Genomic DNA, 20,972 nt, shown 5'->3' on the forward strand with positions numbered 1-20,972 from the left:
GTGATTCGCTTCCTTTCTTCTCATCGTTTGGAAACTTATTTGACAATTCCCATATTTAAACAAAATCAAGTGAATATCAAGTTATCTGCCTCCTATTATTAGCCAATTATTCAATTTCATGTTGTTTGCTAATTTTCTCTAAATATTTTTTTAATAAAAGGAGCAGCCCATTCTATCTGAGCTGCTCCTTTCTTATTATAAATCGATGGCTGTTACATCATAGATATCGGTAAGCCTCGTTAACTGATTCAATCCTTCTGTATCCAAGTGTTTGTCAATGGTAAGCATCATGATGGCATCCCCGCCGACATTGGACCTCCCCACCTGCATGGTAGCGATATTGATATTCTGCTCTGCCAACAGGCTGCCGACTCTTCCGATTGCGCCTGGCTGGTCTTTATGATGGATGACGACCATGTGTCCTTGCGGGATGACATCGACGCTGTAATTGTCGACCTTAACTATCCTGGCACCAAGACCGTTCAGCAATGTCCCGGACACTTGGCGGGTTCCCGACTTGGTCTTCACTTCGACCGTTAACAGATTGGTAAATCCTTTTGTCGAGGACGTTTTATGTTCATTTACAGCAATTCCCTTGCGCTCCGCAAAGTATGTTGCGTTGACATCATTGACATGGTCGCCCAAGTGTCGTTTCAATAACCCTTTCACCGTATTTCTCGTCAACGGTGCCACTTCGACTTCGGTCAAATCGCCAGAATAATAGATATGCACTTCTTCCGTCACTTCCTGTGTCAAATCGGTTAAAAATGCACCGAGCTTTTCCGACAGTTGAAAGTACGGAGCGATTTTATTCATGATCTCTTTTGGCACCGATGGCAAATTGACCGGATTCCTGGCCAAACCTCCATTCAGAAATTGGACAACGTCGTGACTGACGTCGATTGCCACGTTCTCCTGCGCTTCCACGGTGCTGGCACCAAGATGGGGAGTAGCAATGACTTGCGGAAGCTCTAGCAGCTTGTGGTCGGTGGCCGGCTCCTCTTCAAAAACATCCAACGCAGCCCCTGCTACTTTTCCTTCCTTGATTGCTTCATATAAAGCTTCCTCGTCGATGATGCCGCCCCGCGCGCAATTGATGATTTGCACACCGGTTTTCATTTTCTGGAATGCTTCCCGATTGATCAAGTGCCTTGTTTCCTTGAGCAGCGGAGTATGAACGGTAATAAAATCGGCCGCTTGCAGCACTTCAGGTAGCGTTCCATATCCGATGCCCATTTTTTCAGCCTTTTCCTCTGTCAGAAACGGGTCATAAGCCATGATATTCATCCGCTGGCCTTTCGCTCGAGCCGCTACCTCCGCTCCGATTCTTCCAAGCCCGACGATACCGAGTGTTTTGTTTTTCAGTTCGACGCCTACATACTTTTTGCGGTCCCACTGCTTCTGTTTTAACGAAAAATACGCCTGCGGAATATTGCGGGCCAATGCCATCAACATCGCGATGGTATGTTCCGCTGCCGAGTTGGTGTTGCCATCGGGCGCATTGACCACGATAATGCCGTGTTCCGTTGCAGCATCCAAATCGATATTGTCGACTCCGACGCCGGCCCGGCCGATTATTTTCAGGTTTTCCGCTTTTGTGATAATTTCCCTTGTCACCTGTGTCTGGCTTCTGACCAAAAGGGCATCGTATCCACCGATTTTGTCAGCCAACGTCTCGGCGGAAAGGTCGGTGTCGACGGTCACCTCGACGTTTTCTGCCTCTCTCAATGGCTTGATACCTTCTTCACTTAATGGATCACTGATTAAAACATGAAATGCCATCCTTGAACCCCCTGTTCTTTTTTGCTGCATCCATTCGTAACACTACTTGCGTTCCTCCAAGTACACCTGTTGTGCCGCCTTTGTCCCCGCACCTAATTCGATATCTTTGCCGATCTGCTGCAGACCAATTTCCATCGCGCTGACGATTTGAAGCACATCAGCCGGGGAGCAGTAGCCCATATGGCCGATTCGGAAAATCTTTCCTTGCAGATGCTGCTGTCCACCTGCCACCGAAAGATTGAAGCTCTGTTTTACAGCTTTCCGCAAATCCTCGGCCGCAAAATCCCCCGGTTTTACAGCTGTCACGGTCGGCGAAGCTGCTTCATCGCTTGTCAACAACGGAATGTCCAATGCCCGAAACGCTTCCCTGGTCATTTTCATCATCAGTCGGTGTCTGGCATAGACATTTTCCAACCCTTCCTCTTCGAAAAGGTTCAGTACCTGATCCAACCCAAATAAAAGCGAAAGTCCAGGGGTAAACGGAGTCGCATTTTTCTCCAGATTATCCCGGTATTTGCGCAAATCGAGGTAAAAGCGCGGCTGTTTGTTGGATTCGATTACCTGCCAGGCTCGTTCACTAGCCGCAATGAAAGTCAATCCTGCCGGCAGCATCATAGCTTTCTGGGAACCGGTGACCAATACATCGATTCCCCAGTCATCCATCCTGGTTTGCACTCCCCCGACACAGGAAACGCCATCGACAATCACGAGTGCATCAGACGAAGTATGAACCGCCCTGGCTATGTCCCTTATCGGGTTGAGTACACCGGTGGATGTCTCACAATAAGTAGCAAACACCGCTTTTATTCCAGAATGAGTTTCGAGAAACTGTTTCACGTCCTCAGGATTGGCCGCGCTCCCCCACTCAACCTCCATGCGATGGGTTCTCATTTGATAGGCTTCACAAATTTTAGCAAACCGGTCTCCAAAAGCACCGGTGACCACTACCAAGACTTCATCTCCCGGTTCGACGGTGTTCACTACAGCAGTTTCCAAGCCCGACGTGCCGCTGCCGGTAATGACCATGACGTCCTGTTCCGTTCCAAACACCGGCTTCAGCCTTGGGCGGATTGTCGCGAGCAATTCCTTGGTTTCCTGTCCCCGATGTCCAATCATCGGCTGGGCCATCGCCCTCTCTACACTCGGCGGTATGGGACTCGGACCGGGGATTCTCAATAAATGCTGATCTGGTAACATGCTACGTCTCCTCTCTTTTCTTCTCGTTAGCAGGAAATTTTCCCATTAAAAAAACTTCCCGCCCCCTACGATTTTGGTAAGGGGCGAAAAGTTATCACTCACGCGGTACCACCCTTTTTCACTGTCTTCCAACAGTCTTCATTGGCGCCATGCGTAACGGGCATGAAGCGGGCAACCCTACTGAGATTCAGCTTGCCTATTCCGAAGTGCTATTCCATAACAGCAGCACTGGTTCCCACCAACCACCAGCTCTCTGAAGTCTGCCGATTACCGAACTTGTCTTCATCACCATATTTATGTAACAACTTGAATTTTTATTTATCATAGCAAATTTGTCGTTATTGTCAATATATTTCGTCAATTTAGTTTTACGGCACCTATATTCCAAGCTTTTATTGTAAACGCTTTACCCCCTGTTATTGTTGAACGCTTTCCTGAAAGATTTTCTTACAAAAAAGTTGCATAAATAACCATGTTGCTTTTTCAAAAAAGCACTTCAAATCGAATTATACAACTTGAAGTGCTTCCATCCTGCCTAGTCAATGTCGATTTGGTTGCTCGTCTTGGCCTCTTTTGGTCCTCTGATGGTGAGCACGCCATTTCGGTAAGCAGCCTTTGTTCTATTTTTCTTGATTGTGTACGGCAGCTGAACAATCCGTTCGACGCCTTCAATCATCCGCTCCCTGCGGTAATAATTGTGGACATCGTTCGTTTCTTCTGTCTTCCGGTCATCGATCACCGCTATCTTCAAACGGTCCCCCATCGGTTCGATTTTGATATTTTCCTTGCTGACTCCCGGGATTTCCGCCTCTACCACCCATTCATTCGGGGTTTCATAAAGATCCACCGCGATTGACGTTTTTTTGAACATCGGCTGTTGGAAAAGCGAATCGATGGAGCTTAACAATCCATTATAGGGAGCATTTTTGAAATACTCTTCCATTTGGCTGAGCGGACTGTTTTTCTTTGGCTGCCGTCGATTTTCTTCCTCCATACCAACTCCCCCTTCCAATACTGGTTTCTTTATGGATAGGATATGGAAAAGGGCTCGTGTTGGTATGGACGAATGTCACGGGTATAACAGCCTTTGCAAACTTCCTAACGGATTATTTTTGCTGCCGAACTCTGAAGGAGAATCCATCCTATCGCATTCTTGCTCAAGGATTATTCATCCACCAAGTGCTCTTCATCAAGGTTTCCACTGAATAAAAAGGTGAGGACATCACCGTCTTCCAAAGTAATCGCCAGTTGTGTTTTAAAGGAGTCCAGGTATATTTCATTGAAATGGATTCCCGCTTTTAGTGCATTTGTATCTGCTGGTATCTTAATAAAGCCAGGATCTTTAGGATTCTTCTGTACTTCCCCGTCCTCTGTATCATCCACCGTCTTCGGTCCTTCATAGCCGCTTATCGGATATACATTTCCTTCTCCGTCTTCCAAATAGGTCGAATTTGAAGCATCCTCATTCTCTTGTATATCTGTCTCAATGATCACATCTTCGTCTGTATGGTTGCTGATTTCATAATAGAAAGTGGTCAGTTCATATTTCTGTCCTTGAAATTCTTCGACACGATCAAGTGTTACTTCTATCCCTTGTTTTTCTTTTGTCACCGAATAAGCAAACGTACCTGGAGAATCAGAATCACAAGCGCTGAGCATGCTAACCATAAGGAGTATGAATACCATTGATTTCCGAATAAAAATCACCTCCTATTATGTTCTTATATAAAGCGAGCATGTTGTTAGCGACAAGAGCTGAACAGGTTTCAGAGTCGTTATGTTTCATTCGCCTTTTCTGATTTATCAAGATGATTCGAGGGTGCGGTGGGAGTACATGTTTTCACGATTTTAATACTTCATTAGGGCTTTTCGTGGAGATTAACTAGTAAGGGACTCAGAAAAAAACTTTTTCTGTCTTTCCCTCCTATCTAATATATTTAAAGAATAACATAAAATTAACTTTCGGATTTTTCATGCAAGGACAAAAGCGCAAGCGCCTGTTTAAAGGAGTACAGGCTAGAGCCGCCACGTCTTGTGGCAACGCCTGCATACCCACATCGTGTGGGCCTCCGACAAGCTTAAGCCCACCCTCGGCGTGGCGCTTTTTGCCACACAGAGGGGGCTTAAGACCTCGAGGGGGTAGGCGGCTGGAGCTGAACGTGGCTGTTTCAGACAATAATTATCCACAGTCAATTAAAGTTATCATTTCCTATAAAGCAAAAAAAGCCCTATGGATTCCTCCATAGGACTCTTTCGCATTACTCCGTCACGTATGGCAATAGAGCCATTTGACGAGCACGCTTGATAGCTTTAGTCAATTTACGTTGATATTTTGCAGAAGTTCCTGTTACACGACGAGGAAGAATTTTTCCACGCTCAGAAACGAAACGTCTTAGCAAATCAACATCTTTATAGTCAATGTGTGTAATGCCGTTAGCTGTGAAGTAACACACCTTACGACGCTTTGCACGACCACGACGAGCTGCCATAGGTATTACCTCCTTTTATCTTGAGATGAAAAGTATCGCACTTTCAAGCTCATTAGAATGGTAAATCATCATCTGATATATCGATTGGTTCCCCATTATTGCTGAATGGGTCCTCTTCATTTTGTCTGGAAAAATCGTTGTTGTTCGATTGGTTCTGATTCTGTTGATATCCTGGTGAGCCTTGTCCTCCACCTTGGGAAGATCCTTTTGTTTCCAGGAATTGTACAGTATCGGCCACTACTTCGGTGACGAATACCCTTTTTCCATCCTGACCTTCAAAATTGCGTGTTTGTACACGTCCGTCTACACCGACCAAGCTTCCTTTACTCATAAAGTTGGCGAGGTTCTCAGCGGCACGTCTCCATACTACACAGTTGATAAAATCAGCTTCCCTGTTTCCTTGCTGGTTAGAAAAAGGTCGATTGACAGCTAATGTGAAATTAGCCACTGCTACTCCATTTGGTGTATAGCGTAAGTCCGGATCCTTCGTCAACCTGCCGACAAGTACGACACGATTTAACATCAGAACCACTCCTTATTGGTCGTCTTCGCGAACTGCAATATGACGAATAATGTCATCAGAGTATTTCGCTTGACGGTCGAATTCATTAATGGCGGTTTCATCGCCTTTAAAGTTGATTAGCACGTAGTATCCATCGCGATAATTGTTGATTTCATAAGCAAGGCGTTTCTTGCCTTTTTCATCAACTTTATCGATTTCCGCACCGTTATCAGTAAGAATTTTGTTGAAACGCTCGATCAAAGCTGTTTGCGCTTCCTCTTCGATATCTGGGCGGACGATGTACATGATTTCATAATTTCTCATCCGTTTGCACCTCCTTTTGGACTTAACGGCCCCTTTTGTTGCAAAGGAGCAAGGAGTAATCATTAATTACTCACAATGTTGAATTATACCAAAGTCCTTAGCATTGTGCAAGTACCCTACTACAGGCTTGCACTACATCCCAAAGAAAGACGAATTCCCCTGCTTACACATTGAAACGGAAATGGATGATATCTCCGTCCTTCACCAAATAGTCTTTACCTTCCAATCGAACCTTCCCTTTTTCTTTTGCTCCATTCATGGAACCAGCTTCCATTAAGTCATCATACGAAACAGTTTCAGCCCTGATAAACCCTCTTTCAAAGTCGGTATGGATGATTCCTGCTGCCTGTGGTGCTTTGATTCCTTCTGTGAAGGTCCAGGCACGGACTTCCTGCTCACCTGCTGTGAAATAAGTAGCCAGTCCAAGCAGATTATAAGTGGCCTTGATCAGTTGATCCAAACCGGATTCTTCAATGCCCAGCTCTTCAAGGAACATTTCCTTTTCCTCGCCTTCCAGCTCGGCAATTTCAGATTCTACTTTTGCGCTGATGACAATGACTTCCGCATTTTCAGTAGCTGCAAATTCGCGGACGAGTTTCACGTTTTCATTATCGTCAGCATCCAGCAGTTCATCTTCTCCGACATTTGCTACATAAAGAATCGGCTTACTGGTCAACAGATGCAGCCCTTTCACCAGTTTTTGCTGTTCGTCGGAAAACTCCACTGCACGCGCTGGCTTTTCTTCCTCCAGTGCATCTTTCAGCTTGCTTAATACGTCAAACTCGGCAACTGCTTCCTTGTCTTTTTGTCTTGCCATTTTTTCGACACGCTGCAAACGCTTTGTCACCGTCTCCAAATCTGCAAGAATCAGTTCCAGATTGATCGTTTCGATATCCGAAATCGGATCTACCGTTCCAGAAACATGGGTGATGTTTTCGTCTTGGAAGCAGCGTACCACATGACAAATGGCGTCCACCTGCCGAATGTGCGACAAGAATTGGTTTCCAAGTCCTTCCCCTTTACTTGCCCCTTTAACGATGCCGGCAATATCGGTGAATTCAAAAGCCGTCGGTATCGTCTTTTTCGGCTTCACTAACTCTGTCAGTTTCGTCAACCGATAATCGGGGACTTCTACTATACCTACGTTTGGATCTATTGTGCAAAATGGGTAATTTGCCGATTCTGCCCCTGCCTGCGTAATTGCATTAAACAACGTAGACTTTCCTACATTGGGCAAACCGACAATTCCTGCTGTCAATGCCATAAAAACTTCCACTCCTTAAGGATACCGCTCATATGAACGTTTCAGTCATACCAATTATAGATAGACTTGACCGAAATGACAAGTTATCAAAATGACAAAACAAGGGAAATATCTCCCCTTGTTTTTCCAACTTAGGTACGTGATATTCAGTTTTGTCATCGTGCAGATAAGTATTTTCAGAAATCATGCTTTTTGGAAGCTCTTTTACACGTTATCACTCTATAACTGGACAGTTGATAGAAACTGCGAACTAGTTTGAAATAAGTCGCCCTAACCTCCTACCTTTGTTGAGTTGGAGTACGGTGCTGCGGAAATACCCTGCGCTTTCCGCGGGCGGCTATGAGAACTTGGCTGGAAAACGCAGTGCCAGCCGTCAAAGATAGGTGCTTTTTACCTTCCTTAGGATTTTATGTGTTCCATCTCTGTCAAAAAACATCCTCAGAAAATGGTAAGCATATCTCTTCTTCTATCAAGAAAATATTGATACCAAGCTGCGGAAAAATGCGAGACTCCAGTGGGAAAGGAACAGTCTGAAGACCCCGCAGCTGGTGTTTTTCCAGTAAGGATACTGAAGCGTTCCCCACGGAAAGCGAGTGTTTTTCCGCAGCGCTGGATTAGCACTCATTCTGAAAAGAATAGGAGGAAGCAGCGACAGAGTTAGTTCGCTGTTTATATTTTTATACAAACAACGACCATCGTTTATAATGTCAATTTTTGATTTGTTTCACGTGAAACAAATTATTCTATTTCTTCCTGTCTTTCCAGTACCTTTTTCATTTTGCTATTGAACTTCTTTCGGGGAATCATTACGCTGTGGCCACAGCCTTCGCACTTAATCCGGATATCCATACCCATTCTGATGATTTTCCAGCGGTTTTCCCCACAAGGATGGGGCTTTTTCATTTGTACAACGTCATGTAATTGATAATCTTTTTCCTGCATCGTTTACTCCCCTCTTTCTCCTTGATTTTGATTGGACGATTCCTGGTCCCGGCTGTACATAACCATCCGCGGCAATGGAATGTCGATTCCGTGTCGTTCCAGTCTCCCTTTGATTTCTCTTCTCATCACTCTTGCAATCATCCAGTGTTCCATTGGTACCACTTCCGCAATCACCCTTATCACGACATGGGAGGTTTCCATTGTCTGTACTCCTAACAACTCCGGCACCGTAACCATTTCCGGATACTGTTTCGGAAGTTCCGGAAGCAGCTGTTCTATGATTCTTTCCGCAGTCGGAATGTCTGCTTCGTAAGGGATATTCACATCCACGACGGCGATACTGTTATGGATAGAATAGTTGGTCACTTGGTCGACGCTTCCATTAGGAACAATATGCAATTCTCCTGTCCAGCTTAAAATTTTTGTCGTTCTTAAGCCGATTTCTTCAACTGTCCCTTCTATCCCAGCGGTTTGTATATAATCGCCGACTGAAAACTGGTCCTCGAATATGATAAAAAATCCGGTAATCACGTCACGAACCAAGTTTTGCGTTCCAAACCCGATTGCCAATCCGGCGACTCCTGCACCGGCCAACAGTGCCCCGATTGGAATGGTCATCGCGTCCAGAATCATGATGAAGGCTGTGAAATAAACAACATAAGTCAACGTATTTTGCACCAGCTTTTTCAAGGTGTTTTCTCTTCGCTCGCTGATTCGGAACGGTCCGCGCTCCCTTTTTCGGAAAATCCGGTTGATCAAAGAGGTTCCAATCCGGATGATGAGTGCAGAGATAATGAGAATCATGATGATTTGCAGGATCACATAACCCACTTGCATCCAAAATTCCGGCCCCAACAGCCTTTTCACCCATTCAGCCCACTCTTGTTGTATTTCTTCCACTTTTTGTCCTCCAAAATTGATGGTAGTAATCATTTTACCATTTTTCATTCGATTTTGTACCTATTAACAATTGGATAGACAATAATACACGACAATACGTAGAGATTGAGAACGCCATATAGTGGGTATAAGTATTCTATCAAGGTTGAGAAGCCTATTCTGGTCAGCGGCACCATAAGAAGGACAAGAATGGTGGCGAGCACCCAAAGCGGATAATGCAGTTTATCTCTCACTCTGGTTACCAGACCGAGTGTCCCGGAAACGGCAGTCGTAAAGATTGCCAGCCAGAGGAGTACCGAAATAAACAAGAACATGATGTAGGGGTAACTTTTAAGGATGGCGAACAAAGGTATTTCATAGAGTAATACTTCTTCGGATATTTGGACGAGACTGTTGTTATAAACATAAGAAATCACCCCAAGTACAACACCGCTGCCGACACTGGCGATCCATATTTCTCCCCTGCCCTTCATTTCGTTGCCAATCGCTCCGAGTACAGCGATTAGCGGCAGAATATTAAGGGCGGTGAATGGAAAAGCTGCTGTCCAGTTTCTTTGTTTCGATATGTCAGGTATGAAGGACAGTTGCTGATGAAAAGAAAAGATGAGCAACGTTGCTAATAGACCGGTAATCAATAATGGCAGAATGAAACTATTCAAGGATAATACGCCTTTTATATCCCAGATAAAAACGGCAATCAATGGCAAAACGATTGCTGTTATTCCCCACCAGTCCGGAAAACTGAAGGCATGCCAGGTAGCACCGCTTCCTGCCAGCATGATCACGGTGGTCGTAAACAAATAGACAATGATCATGCCGTCATATAAGAAAGATAGTTTTTTTCCGACGATCATTTGCAGGACCGGTAAATAATGGGTCGACTGGCTTTTATAACTGATCTGCAACACAACATAACAACTAACTGAAAAAAGGATCGTGAACAAGAGGATGGCTAGTCCACTTTCATGGCCGAAAAATTGCCAAAGCTCTCGTCCCGATGCATAACCGGCTCCGATCATGGTGCCTACTATTAAAAACATCCATTTAAAACCTGCTTTCCACATACTGATCTGCCACCTTTTCACCCGGTCATTGTTTGCCAGGTTTTTTACTGGACCTTTATGTAACGCATTTACAGAGGTATAAAAGTATAAAAAATTCGTATACTAATACCAATATGTTTCTGGAGGAACAGCTATGAATCTAAAAAAGAGAATTTCCGGCAAAAAAGAAGGACGTTTCCATTATGAAGACGTGTTATTCTCCCAGAATATGCGGCAAGGTCTTGCAGAATTACTGCCGTTTTATGCAAAGGAAATTGTTGTTGTTTGTATTGGCACGGATCGATCAACTGGAGACTCGTTGGGACCTTTGACGGGTACTTTGCTAAACGAAAAAGCAAATAAAAGATTATCTGTGTACGGCACCCTATCAGATCCGATTCATGCCGTGAATCTGGAAGAGAAAATGGAAATGATTGAGGAACAGCATCCAGAAGCTTTTATTATCGCGATAGATGCCTGTCTGGGACGGATTGACTCTATTGGCTCGGTAATCCTATCCCCCGGACCGTTAAAGCCGGGAGCGGCATTGAAAAAGCCCCTGCCGGATGTAGGAGATATCCACCTGACAGGAGTAGTCAATATCAGCGGTTATATGGAGTTTTTAGTTTTACAAAACACGAGGCTAAACATTGTGATGCAGATGGCAAGAAAAATAACCGAATCGCTTCACCTTTTAGATTTGGAACTGACAAAGAAACAAGCTGTGCCTTTTCGGGTTAAGTAAGAACGATACCTAACATAGGAAAAAACAAAGAAACCCGTCCTTCATAACCGTGGACGGGTTTCTTCGCAATTCAACTGTCATTTTTAAAAAACAATCTCACAATCGCTGCCTTGACTGCCTCGCGTGCGTCCATTCATCCTGCAATCAATCCATATATGTAGTAAACAACGCCTACAGTCACCAGGGCAGGCAGCAGGTTAGCGACACGGATTTTAGTCAATTTAAGCAGGTTCAAACCGATAGCAACAATCATCAGTCCCCCTACAGCCGTCATTTCAACAATAAATCCATCGAAAAATGCTTGAGGAAACCAACTGTCAATCTGTGTTGCCAAAAGCGCGATTCCTCCTTCATAGAACAAAACAGGCAAAACAGAGAAGATCACGCCCAACCCCATCGTAGTAGTCAATACTAAAGCGACAAATCCATCGATGAATGCCTTCGTAATCAAAACACCATGGTCACCCCGTATCCCACTGTCCAATGCTCCGATGACAGACATGGCTCCGATGACAAATATCAAGGATGCAGTGATAAAGCCCTGTGCCACGCTCGCCTTTCCTGCACCTTTTTTAGCAAGCCTCCTTTCAATCCAGTAGCCAGCATTGTTCAATTTTGTTTCAAGGTGCAGTGCTTCCCCTGCAATAGCCCCTGTAAGAAGCCCCAACAGAACCACGACAATATTTTCGGAAGTTAAAGCCATTTGCAGCCCAATCAATAGGACTGCCAGGCCAATTCCATGCATGACGGTTTCTTTATACCTTTCGGGTATTTTCGTAAAAAACAAACCAATAAGTGATCCTATGAGGATACAGATTACGTTTACCATCGTTCCAAGCAAAACCATATGTTCATCTCCACTCTTTTCACTTGCGTTACGTTGCTTCGTTTACCTTTGTTTCACGTGAAACAGGAAAAAAATAAGCCCGGCCGTTAGGATACATATCCTACTGGCCCAGGCCTTAGTGGCAGTTATTGAAACTTGCCAAGAATTCGATCTAAATCCTCATTCGAGAAAAATTCTATTTCAATTTTCCCTTTTCGCTTGCCACGGTGTATGGTGACGCCGGTCCCCAAGTGGTCACGCAATTGGCTTTCCCGCTCCGAAATAAATATATCTTTCTTCGGTTTTTCTTTTTTCTTCTGGGGTGTCTTTTCGTTCAACTGGATAATCAGTTGTTCCACTTGTCGGACATTTAAGCCTTCTTTGCGGATTTTATCAACCAGTGGATTCAGTTTTTGCTTATCCTTTAAGCCGAGCAAGGCCCGTCCATGTCCCATTGTCAGCTCTCCATTGTTGATCAATGCGCTGATTTGATCTGGCAGGCTTAACAGCCGGACTAAATTCGCGATGTGAGGTCTGCTTTTCCCCAGCCTGCGAGCCAATTCTTCTTGCGTGATATTTAATTCTTTCATTAAGTTCGCATAAGCCGAGGCCTCTTCAATCGGGGACAAATCTTCCCGCTGCAGGTTTTCCAAAAGGGCAAGCTCCATCATCTTATCATCTGTCAGATCTTTAATGATGACAGGAATTGTTTTTAAGCCTGCTTCTTTGGCTGCCCGGAAACGTCTTTCCCCGACCACAATTTCATAGCCTTTGATGCTTTTTCTTACAATTAACGGCTGGAGAATACCATACTCAAGGATAGAATCCTTTAACTCTTCAATCGCATCTGCGTGGAATGTTTTCCTTGGCTGATATGGATTCGGCCTGCATTCTTTCACTGATATTTCCTGAACGGATTCCTCTTCCTTTGTTTCCAACTCAGGAAAAAAAGCATTAATACCTTTCCCCAACCCTCTCGCCATTAGCGATCACTTCCTTTGCTAAGTCTAGATAAACATCTGCGCCTCTAGATTTTGGATCATAAATGATAATTGGTTGTCCATGGCTGGGCGCTTCTCCAAGCCTGATATTTCTTGGAATGATGGATTGATAAACTTTATCCTGAAAATACTTTTTGACCTCTTCAATAACCTGGATGCCCAAATTGGTTCTGGCATCAAGCATTGTCAGTAACACACCTTCAATCATCAGTTCTTTATTCAAATGCTTTTGCACAAGTCTGATGGTGTTCAACAGCTGACTTAAACCTTCCAATGCATAATACTCACACTGGACAGGAATAAGGACTGTATCTGCGGCTGTCAGTGAGTTAATCGTCAATAATCCAAGGGATGGTGGGCAATCAATAATCACATAATCATATTCATCCTTGACACTGTCGATTGCTTTTTTCAATCTGACTTCCCTGGATATAGTCGGCACCAGCTCTATTTCAGCGCCGGCTAGTTGTATGGTTGCGGGTATGATATCTAAATTTTCTACGGTTGTAGGAACACATACTTTTTCAGCTTCTAAATCTTCCACCAGCACATTGTAGATGCACTGCTCCATATCTGCTTTGTTTATTCCTACGCCGCTCGTTGCGTTTCCTTGCGGGTCTATATCGACAAGCAGGACTTTATGGTTTAAGTATGCGAGACATGCACTAAGATTCACTGCTGATGTAGTTTTTCCTACGCCACCCTTTTGATTAGCAATGGCGATTACTTTTCCCATGGTGTCACCTACCTACTCTAAAACTTCTAACTCTTTTATTTTATCACTTATTTTACTCTATGAATGCGAAAAAAAGATAGTTTTTTAAAATGTTAGCATTTTGTAATCATCATCCTACATTCTCGATTCAACTGTTCAGCCCTTTGCGATGTTTCACATGAAACGAAAGAGTGCTAAAAAACACCCATCTTTTTAAAAAAGATGGGACTAACCTTGGTTATTCTTTTTCGGGATTTTTATCGTAATTTGATAATAATTTTCATGGTCCTCTTCATCAGTTTCTAAATCGATGCCGGTATCTGAAACCATGGTCAGCGATTGGCGAATCGTATTCATCGCTATTCGCATATCTTTGTTTACGCCTTTGAGTTTTGCCTTCTTTTGTTTCGGCTTGTCAGCAGAGAGTTTGGCAATTCGCTCTTCTGTTTGCTTGACGTTTAAATCCTTTTCCAGAATTTCAGCCAGGATTTTTTCCTGTTTCTCTGGATCTTTTAAAACGATTAAGGCACGGGCATGCCTTTCGGTAATATGTTTTTCAAGCAAAGCCTGTTGAACAGATTCAGGCAGTTTCAACAGACGCATTTTGTTGGCTACCGTCGATTGGCTTTTTCCCAAACGCTGCGCCAGCGCCTCCTGGGTAAGTCCATGCAGCTCCAATAAGCGCTGATAAGCCATCGCTTCTTCAATGACTGTCAGCTCTTCTCTTTGTAAATTTTCTATTAAAGCAACAGAGGCTGTTTCTGTATCGTTCATTTCTCTTATGATGGCAGGAACATTATCCCATTGTAAGTATTGTACCGCCCGCCATCTTCTTTCACCCGCGATTAGCTCGTACCCTTCTTCTTCCTTGTCCAGTTTACGGACGACAATTGGTTGAATCATCCCATGGGTATGTATCGTTTGGGCTAATTCTTCAATCTTTTCTTGAGTGAAGATGGATCTCGGCTGATAGCGGTTCGGTTCTATTTGGTTGACAGGAATCTGGATTACTTCATCCGGATGATATTCCTCTTGGACTTCTGAGTCTGATTTATCACCTAAGCCAAATATACGACTGAACGGGTGTAACATAGTCAGACACACCACCTTTACTAAACGGTCATTGGCTATATTGTATCTCTCCTATTTCCGATGTTCCACGTGAAACATAGAAAAATAGAAAACAGAAAATGCGCTGCAGTGAGAAGCTGCTGCGCATTAATAGCCATTTCAGTTTCCAATTATTATTTTATCATAGATTAGAGAAGAAAAGTATCGTTCTGAATTGTTTATTTTATAAAAATTGTCTGGTTTTCGGTAACTCCACCCTTGCTGAACTTATTACAAGATAGATAAGAAAACCCGGACTGTTTCCCAGCCCGGGTTTTCCTAATTCATTTAATCCGTCTTCTGATGCAATTTTCCTTCATTTATTCTGGTAACCAAGTCATAACGGGCAAGCTCCACATCAGGAGTCGATGTCAGCCATTCAAAGTCAACCGGCTTTCCTGCTACCAATGCTATAAACGCTGCCGGGATATCGGCTCCCGCTGCGTGTGAAAAAGCATAACCTCCGCCGAACCGCGGGTTGATGTCAATAATATAATAATCCTTTCCGTCATAAAACACATCGGTGTTCAAATAACCATTATGCTTAAAGTGGTCGCCGATCTTTTTACCGATTTCCACTAAGGGCTTCTCCTGGCTGGTAATCGTGCGGTCTACATCTCCCCCACGCATGGCCAGCTGTTTTCTTGCCAGTGAAGTAAGGTATTTCCCTTCCAAATCATTGACGATGTCGAGGCTGTATTTTTCTCCTTCAATAACTTCCTGAATGATGACATTGTCTTCCGGATCCTTTTCTGTATCAAAACGAAGCGGAGACTGCTCTATTTTATGGACTGCCAGTTGATAAGCAGATTTTAACTCTTCCATATTGTTGACGACTTCTATCCCAATGGAAGCAGAGCCATTACGTGGTTTTACAATAAATGGAAAATCATTATCTCCGTTATTAATACACGTTTGTACCTCTTCAATGGTAAAATACGTAGCCGGCGCCTTTAAGCCGATTTTGCCTAGCAATTCTTGATAACTCCCTTTATCCCTTACCTTTGTCACTACCTCGTAATCAGGAATAAATAACTTTACCCTTAGCTCATCAAAAGCAGCCTTGTTCTCTGCTAATTTCGGAACCTCCCAGTCATTCAAAGGAATCAGCATTTCAATTTCATCTTCCTTACAAATTTCCAGGATTTTTTCAGCATATTTATCATCAGTCTGATGTGGAATAATATAAGAACGGTCAGCTACTTGCAGCGATGGTGCGTTATAATCCGGGTCTGCCACAATCACATTCCCCAGGATCCCTGCTTCTTTTAGTGCTTCTTGAAAAAAACCGATAAAATCTATTCTTCTCGCGCCGGATGTCAGTAAAATATTCATATTTGCTCCTCCAAGTCGCTCTATTTTTCTGCTTTCAGTGAGTAGTTCTTATATGCCCCGATCAGTCGCTGGACAAACCTATGTAACGAAATAGTTAACAAATTGTATTACTTTTGATTTGAACCGTTTTCAAATAAATTTGAATCCCTTATTATGGAAGACAATACACTATATAATGTTTGGACAGTCTTCCTGCAATATTGATGATTGCAAACTTACTTTTAGCGTAGTTTAAAGATGGAGTTTTCACATTTGTTACCGCTTAATAGGATAATACAGTTTTTGCTCGATAATGCGACAAACGGTTAGACACTCGAAATTCACTTTATAGGTTTATGCTGAAAAGGTTCGTGTGGATCAATCTATATAGTGTTTATGTAGCATAACGATCACAATGATGTGTAATTTTTCATGTGGATATCTCTTACTCAAGTAACGGGCAGTATTGTTGAAGAAGCAAATAACGATATGAGGGGATAAATAAAAATTGAAAAGGTACATAATTAATGACGGAGAAATCAATGTACACGTAACAGAATGGGGCAGTAAAAATAAACCTGTAATTTTTTGCTTACACGGATTAGGAAGTACAAGCCTAAGTTTTATTGAAATCGCAGAAGAACTAAAGAATGATTATAGAATTTTTAGTATAGATGCTCCTGGTCACGGTAAAACAGACGTGTTTCATCGTGTAGAAAGTTATGAAATGCCGGCATTAGCAAAATGGTTGGATAATATTATCGGAATTCTAAAAATTAAAAAGTTTTATTTTTTATCCCATTCTTGGGGAAGTTTTGTTTCTTTATTCTATATACTTAATTATTCTGAGAAAGTGTTGGGGACAATTCTAATTGACGGTGGCTACCAGACCAAAAGAAGAAATTCTACTTCAATACAAGAAGAGATTGAGTATTACGAAAAGGATTTTGAAGAGTATGTAGAGACTTGGGAAAAGTTTTTGGATGTGGCTGTCTTTGGTGACTCCATAAGAACACCACTATTAATGACTGCGGCGAAGGATTTAGCCCTTGTTAAGGATGGAAGGTATTATTGGCACGCAAGGGGAAAAACGGCTGGTAACATTATTAGAGGTATGCACAAAGATGAAACGGAGGATATTTATGAAAACCTCCCTAATAACTTAAATATCTTATTACTCCGTGCAACCCTTCCTAAGTCACAAGATGCGTATAGGGATTTAACTTCAGGCATATTAGAACAAAAAACAGGAGCAACTGTAAAGTTAGTTCCTAATGTTTCTCATATGTTACATTGGGATAATCCAGAAGTTGTAATAAAAGAAATAAAAGAAAGATGGTAGTTGGGTTATTCAACTAACGGGTGCTTATCTGTGACAAGGAGAACAAGACCCTTTTGCGTTAAAGAGGCAGATTTGTTCAATAAGAAATCACAAAAGGAATGAGCTTTTACTGTGAAATAGGATTAGACGTATCTTAACGGCTAATAGAAACAATAATGCAAAAATTTGAGATGAAGCACATTAGTATTATTACTGGACATAAATAAAAAATATATGGAGGTATAGTATGTGGGTAATATTAGGCATTATTGCTATAGTAGCAACTTTTATAAATCTTTATATGTATAAAGCAGGAAAGGATTATAAGCTTGCTATGGCGATGGGATTATCATTTACAGCATTAACAATTTGTGCAGATTACAGTTATCTAACTCGATGGGTAAAAGTGGAAGATTGGGCGGCTTTATCGGATGTAATACCTGGTATGGCTAGGGCATTATGGTTTTTGACAATTGTTTCTATCTTACTAAATATAGCACCTATACTTTTAGAACTAAAAAGCAAGAAATAATTACTTATTGTCACTTCATTTATATCATATGCAATTATTGTGTAGGTCTTGATGTATAACTAACGTGTGCGTTAGTTGAAGACCAATTTATTTATCGGAGCCAAAATAAGCGTTATTTTATTCATTTTAATAGACGATCACAACATTTCTCACTGTTACTTTTAGTTTAGATATATGCCACGTTCATCATTCTACTATTTAGCTAAAGACGCTTACAGGATAGCATTCGTCCAAATAAAAAAGCAGCAGGCATTGAAGCAGAAAAAGGCACTATTACATTGCTTTATAAACAAAAAAACTGTCCGCAGCAAGCGGACAGTTTTTTCAAGAAATAGGGGTTCTGTTCGGAACCCCTGGTTTTCTCGGGTATTTGTTCGGCGTTTTTCTTTTCTTTTTGATAATAGCGATATTACGTTCACCATTTTCACCAGGTAATGCAAACGTATGGGTATCAATTGGTTCCCCGCCAAGCACCGTGATGGCCGTTCCCGCATCCGACATTTCCTCAGTTAATTGGGGACCCTTCATGGCGAGGAACGTTCCGCCTGTTTTGCAAAGCGGCAGGCACAATTCTGCCAATACCGACATGCGGGCCACTGCCCTGGCCGTAACGACATCATACTTGCCGCGAAACTTATCGTTTTTCCCGAAGGTTTCCGCCCGGTCATGATAAAATGCAACATCGCTTACATCGAGTTGATCTGCCAGATGGTTCAAAAAGGTAATCCGCTTTTTCAACGAGTCGACGATGGTCACTTTCAATTCCGGGAAACATATTTTTAACGGCAGGCTTGGAAAACCTGCGCCTGCCCCAACGTCACAAACGTGGAGCGGACCAGTAAAGTCATGGTAAAAAGCAGCGGAAATCGAATCAAAAAAGTGCTTCGCATAAACCTCTTCCCGGTCAGTAATAGCAGTCAGATTCATTTTTTCATTCCATTCCACTAACGTTTGAAAATACGTGTCAAACTGATCGATTTGACGATTGCTTAACGTTATTCCATGTTTTTTTAATTCTGTTAGAAAGGTTTCCTGATTCATCGATAAATCCTTTCTGTTCCTATATTTTATTGATTTGCCACACGGGAAACATTTCCTTGCTCGATATAGACAAGCAAGATGGAAACGTCTGCTGGATTGACTCCGGAAATCCGGGATGCCTGGCCGACAGACAAGGGTTTGACGCGCTTCAGTTTTTCCCTGGCTTCCGTCGCGATACCGCTGACTGCATCGTAATCTATATCTTCCGGTATTTTCTTGTTTTCCATTTTTCTCATCCGCTCAACTTGTTGATTGGATTTTTCAATATAACCTTGATACTTCGTTTGAATTTCGACTTGTTCTTTTACATCAGCCGGAAGTTCTTTATCTGCAGGCGTGACTTTCTCCAACAGTTCGTACTTCATTTCCGGACGCTTCAACAGATCAGCAGCCTTGACCGCCTCTTTTAGGGCTGTACCGCCCGCTTCCTCGATTATTGCCTGTATCTCTGCTTCCGGTTTTAAGATAACTTTGGACAATCGTTTTCTTTCCTGTTCGATCAATTGCTTTTTCTCTGTGAACCGGTCATAGCGTTCCTGCTTGATGGTTCCCAGCTTATAGCCGATTTCAGTCAATCGCATATCAGCGTTATCATGGCGCAGCAACAGTCGATATTCAGCCCGGGAAGTCAACAGTCGGTATGGCTCGTTTGTGCCTTTTGTCACCAAGTCATCGATCATGACACCGATATAAGCCTGTGAACGGTCGAGAATCAAGGACTCGATATCAAGCGCTTTTGCTGCCGCATTGATACCAGCCATAATTCCCTGGCCGGAAGCTTCCTCATAACCAGACGTACCATTGATTTGGCCGGCGGTGAACAATCCTGGGATGGACTTCAGTTCCAGGGTCGGCCACAACTGAGTTGGCACGACTGCATCATACTCAATTGCATAACCGGCCCGCATAATTTCCGCATTTTCCAAACCGGGAATGGTTTGCAGCATTTCTTTTTGCACATACTCTGGAAGGGAAGTGGAAAGCCCTTGGACGTACACTTCTTCGGTGTTTCTTCCTTCCGGCTCCAGGAAAATCTGATGGCGCGGCTTATCGTGGAAACGCACGACTTTGTCTTCAATGGACGGACAGTAACGTGGTCCTGTGCCTTTGATCATTCCCGAATACATGGCCGACAGACTTAAATTATCATCGATCACTTTATGAGTGAATTCATTTGTATAAGTGAGCCAGCATGGGATTTGATCGGTAATCACTTCCGTCGTTTCGTATGAAAAACTCTGCGGGTTTTCATCCCCTGGCTGAATTTCCGTTTTCGAGTAATCGATCGAATGGCTGTTCACCCGTGGAGGAGTACCGGTTTTGAATCGTACCAGCTCGATCCCGAGTTCTTCTAAGTGCTCAGACAACGATACCGAAGCACGTTGGTTATTCGGTCCGCTTTCATAGGATAAATCTCCGATAATCACTCTTCCGCGCATAAACGTACCTGTCGTGATCACGACGGACTTCGCATAATACGCTGCTTTGGTTTCAGTGATAACCCCTTTGCATTCGCCGCCTTCGACGATCACTTTTTCGACCATTCCCTGTCTCATTGTAAGGTTTGCTTCATTTTCCAACATCTGTTTCATTTCCTGGATATACAGCGGTTTATCCGCTTGAGCACGGAGCGCACGTACAGCCGGTCCTTTTCCAGTATTCAACATACGCATTTGAATGTACGTCTTATCAATAACCTGACCCATTACACCACCCAAAGCATCGACTTCCCTCACTACTACGCCCTTAGCAGGACCGCCGACCGAAGGATTGCAGGGCATAAAAGCGACCATGTCCAGATTCATCGAAAGCATCAACGTCTTTGCTCCGCGTCTCGCCGAAGCTATTGCAGCTTCACAACCCGCATGGCCTGCCCCTACAACGATTACATCATAATGTCCAGCATCATATGTCATTTGCTGTC

The 20,972-nt window shown here is 43.1% G+C and carries 21 protein-coding genes and 1 other annotated feature; of the genes, 3 read left to right on the forward strand and 18 right to left on the reverse strand.

What is annotated here, in order from left to right:
* Positions 1-195 precede the first annotated feature (195 nt).
* The 11 genes from serA to ERJ70_RS19110 all read right to left on the reverse strand — a co-directional run bounded on the left by serA (position 196) and on the right by ERJ70_RS19110 (position 10,464).
* Positions 196-1,782 carry a phosphoglycerate dehydrogenase gene (gene serA / locus ERJ70_RS19060; RefSeq protein ID WP_209366297.1) on the reverse strand — a complete coding sequence of 529 codons (1,587 nt, stop codon included), beginning with the start codon at positions 1,780-1,782 and terminating at the stop codon, positions 196-198.
* Positions 1,783-1,824: 42 nt separating this feature from the next.
* The gene (locus tag ERJ70_RS19065) at positions 1,825-2,979 is read right to left on the reverse strand and encodes a pyridoxal-phosphate-dependent aminotransferase family protein (RefSeq protein ID WP_209366298.1); all 1,155 of its coding nucleotides are present in this window, start codon (positions 2,977-2,979) and stop codon (positions 1,825-1,827) included.
* Between the two features lie 76 nt (positions 2,980-3,055).
* Positions 3,056-3,277 (reverse strand) — a binding site (T-box leader).
* Positions 3,278-3,514: 237 nt separating this feature from the next.
* A complete protein-coding gene (locus tag ERJ70_RS19070) occupies positions 3,515-3,973 on the reverse strand; it encodes an Hsp20/alpha crystallin family protein (RefSeq protein WP_209366299.1) in 459 nt (152 codons plus the stop codon).
* 170 nt (positions 3,974-4,143) lie between these two features.
* Positions 4,144-4,647 (reverse strand): hypothetical protein, encoded by a 504-nt coding sequence (locus tag ERJ70_RS19075; RefSeq protein WP_209366300.1) that lies wholly within the window; start codon positions 4,645-4,647, stop codon positions 4,144-4,146.
* 590 nt (positions 4,648-5,237) lie between these two features.
* Positions 5,238-5,468: a 30S ribosomal protein S18 gene (rpsR, locus tag ERJ70_RS19080; protein WP_026568902.1), complete on the reverse strand. Its 231-nt coding sequence runs from the start codon at positions 5,466-5,468 to the stop codon at positions 5,238-5,240.
* A 52-nt stretch (positions 5,469-5,520) separates the two neighbouring features.
* On the reverse strand, positions 5,521-5,991 hold the full coding sequence (gene ssb / locus ERJ70_RS19085; protein ID WP_209366301.1) for a single-stranded DNA-binding protein: 471 nt from the start codon (positions 5,989-5,991) through the stop codon (positions 5,521-5,523).
* A 12-nt stretch (positions 5,992-6,003) separates the two neighbouring features.
* Positions 6,004-6,294 carry a 30S ribosomal protein S6 gene (rpsF, locus tag ERJ70_RS19090; RefSeq protein WP_209366302.1) on the reverse strand — a complete coding sequence of 97 codons (291 nt, stop codon included), beginning with the start codon at positions 6,292-6,294 and terminating at the stop codon, positions 6,004-6,006.
* A 163-nt stretch (positions 6,295-6,457) separates the two neighbouring features.
* A complete protein-coding gene (gene ychF, locus ERJ70_RS19095; RefSeq protein ID WP_209366303.1) occupies positions 6,458-7,558 on the reverse strand; it encodes a redox-regulated ATPase YchF in 1,101 nt (366 codons plus the stop codon).
* A 738-nt stretch (positions 7,559-8,296) separates the two neighbouring features.
* On the reverse strand, positions 8,297-8,500 hold the full coding sequence (locus ERJ70_RS19100) for a DUF951 domain-containing protein (protein ID WP_209366304.1): 204 nt from the start codon (positions 8,498-8,500) through the stop codon (positions 8,297-8,299).
* Positions 8,501-8,503: 3 nt separating this feature from the next.
* Positions 8,504-9,448, reverse strand: a complete 945-nt coding sequence (locus ERJ70_RS19105; RefSeq protein WP_245208071.1) for a mechanosensitive ion channel family protein — start codon at positions 9,446-9,448, stop codon at positions 8,504-8,506.
* On the reverse strand, positions 9,445-10,464 hold the full coding sequence (locus tag ERJ70_RS19110; RefSeq protein ID WP_209366305.1) for a YkvI family membrane protein: 1,020 nt from the start codon (positions 10,462-10,464) through the stop codon (positions 9,445-9,447). The genes ERJ70_RS19105 and ERJ70_RS19110 overlap by 4 nt, the downstream gene beginning before the upstream one ends.
* A gap of 133 nt (positions 10,465-10,597) precedes the next feature.
* Between ERJ70_RS19110 and yyaC the strand changes: the two genes are divergently transcribed.
* Positions 10,598-11,188 (forward strand): spore protease YyaC, encoded by a 591-nt coding sequence (yyaC, locus tag ERJ70_RS19115; protein WP_209366306.1) that lies wholly within the window; start codon positions 10,598-10,600, stop codon positions 11,186-11,188.
* 133 nt (positions 11,189-11,321) lie between these two features.
* Here the strand turns inward: yyaC and ERJ70_RS19120 are convergent, their stop codons facing one another.
* The 5 genes from ERJ70_RS19120 to ERJ70_RS19140 all read right to left on the reverse strand — a co-directional run bounded on the left by ERJ70_RS19120 (position 11,322) and on the right by ERJ70_RS19140 (position 16,175).
* Complete coding sequence (locus ERJ70_RS19120; protein WP_209366307.1) at positions 11,322-12,035, reverse strand: DUF554 domain-containing protein; 714 nt, start codon at positions 12,033-12,035, stop codon at positions 11,322-11,324.
* Between the two features lie 125 nt (positions 12,036-12,160).
* Positions 12,161-12,997 (reverse strand): ParB/RepB/Spo0J family partition protein, encoded by an 837-nt coding sequence (locus ERJ70_RS19125; RefSeq protein WP_209366308.1) that lies wholly within the window; start codon positions 12,995-12,997, stop codon positions 12,161-12,163.
* Positions 12,969-13,751, reverse strand: coding sequence for a ParA family protein (locus ERJ70_RS19130; protein WP_026568912.1), 783 nt, complete (start codon positions 13,749-13,751; stop codon positions 12,969-12,971). Before ERJ70_RS19130 ends, ERJ70_RS19125 begins: the two co-directional genes overlap by 29 nt.
* 207 nt (positions 13,752-13,958) lie before the next feature.
* Complete coding sequence (noc, locus tag ERJ70_RS19135) at positions 13,959-14,822, reverse strand: nucleoid occlusion protein (RefSeq protein WP_209366309.1); 864 nt, start codon at positions 14,820-14,822, stop codon at positions 13,959-13,961.
* 306 nt (positions 14,823-15,128) lie between these two features.
* A complete protein-coding gene (locus ERJ70_RS19140; protein ID WP_209366310.1) occupies positions 15,129-16,175 on the reverse strand; it encodes an ATP-grasp domain-containing protein in 1,047 nt (348 codons plus the stop codon).
* Between the two features lie 487 nt (positions 16,176-16,662).
* Here ERJ70_RS19140 and ERJ70_RS19145 point away from each other — a divergent pair, with 487 nt between their 5' ends.
* Both ERJ70_RS19145 and ERJ70_RS19150 read left to right on the forward strand, forming a co-directional pair.
* A complete protein-coding gene (locus ERJ70_RS19145) occupies positions 16,663-17,496 on the forward strand; it encodes an alpha/beta fold hydrolase (protein ID WP_209366311.1) in 834 nt (277 codons plus the stop codon).
* 226 nt (positions 17,497-17,722) lie between these two features.
* Positions 17,723-18,007, forward strand: a complete 285-nt coding sequence (locus tag ERJ70_RS19150) for a hypothetical protein (RefSeq protein ID WP_209366312.1) — start codon at positions 17,723-17,725, stop codon at positions 18,005-18,007.
* A gap of 324 nt (positions 18,008-18,331) precedes the next feature.
* On the opposite strand, the gene rsmG is transcribed toward ERJ70_RS19150, so the two are convergent.
* Together rsmG and mnmG are read right to left on the reverse strand one after the other, a co-directional pair.
* Positions 18,332-19,048, reverse strand: a complete 717-nt coding sequence (gene rsmG, locus ERJ70_RS19155; protein ID WP_209366313.1) for a 16S rRNA (guanine(527)-N(7))-methyltransferase RsmG — start codon at positions 19,046-19,048, stop codon at positions 18,332-18,334.
* Between the two features lie 26 nt (positions 19,049-19,074).
* On the reverse strand, positions 19,075-20,964 hold the full coding sequence (mnmG, locus tag ERJ70_RS19160; protein ID WP_209366314.1) for a tRNA uridine-5-carboxymethylaminomethyl(34) synthesis enzyme MnmG: 1,890 nt from the start codon (positions 20,962-20,964) through the stop codon (positions 19,075-19,077).
* Positions 20,965-20,972 lie beyond the last annotated feature (8 nt).

This window comes from Sediminibacillus dalangtanensis, assembly GCF_017792025.1.
GTDB lineage: Bacteria > Bacillota > Bacilli > Bacillales > Amphibacillaceae > Sediminibacillus > Sediminibacillus dalangtanensis.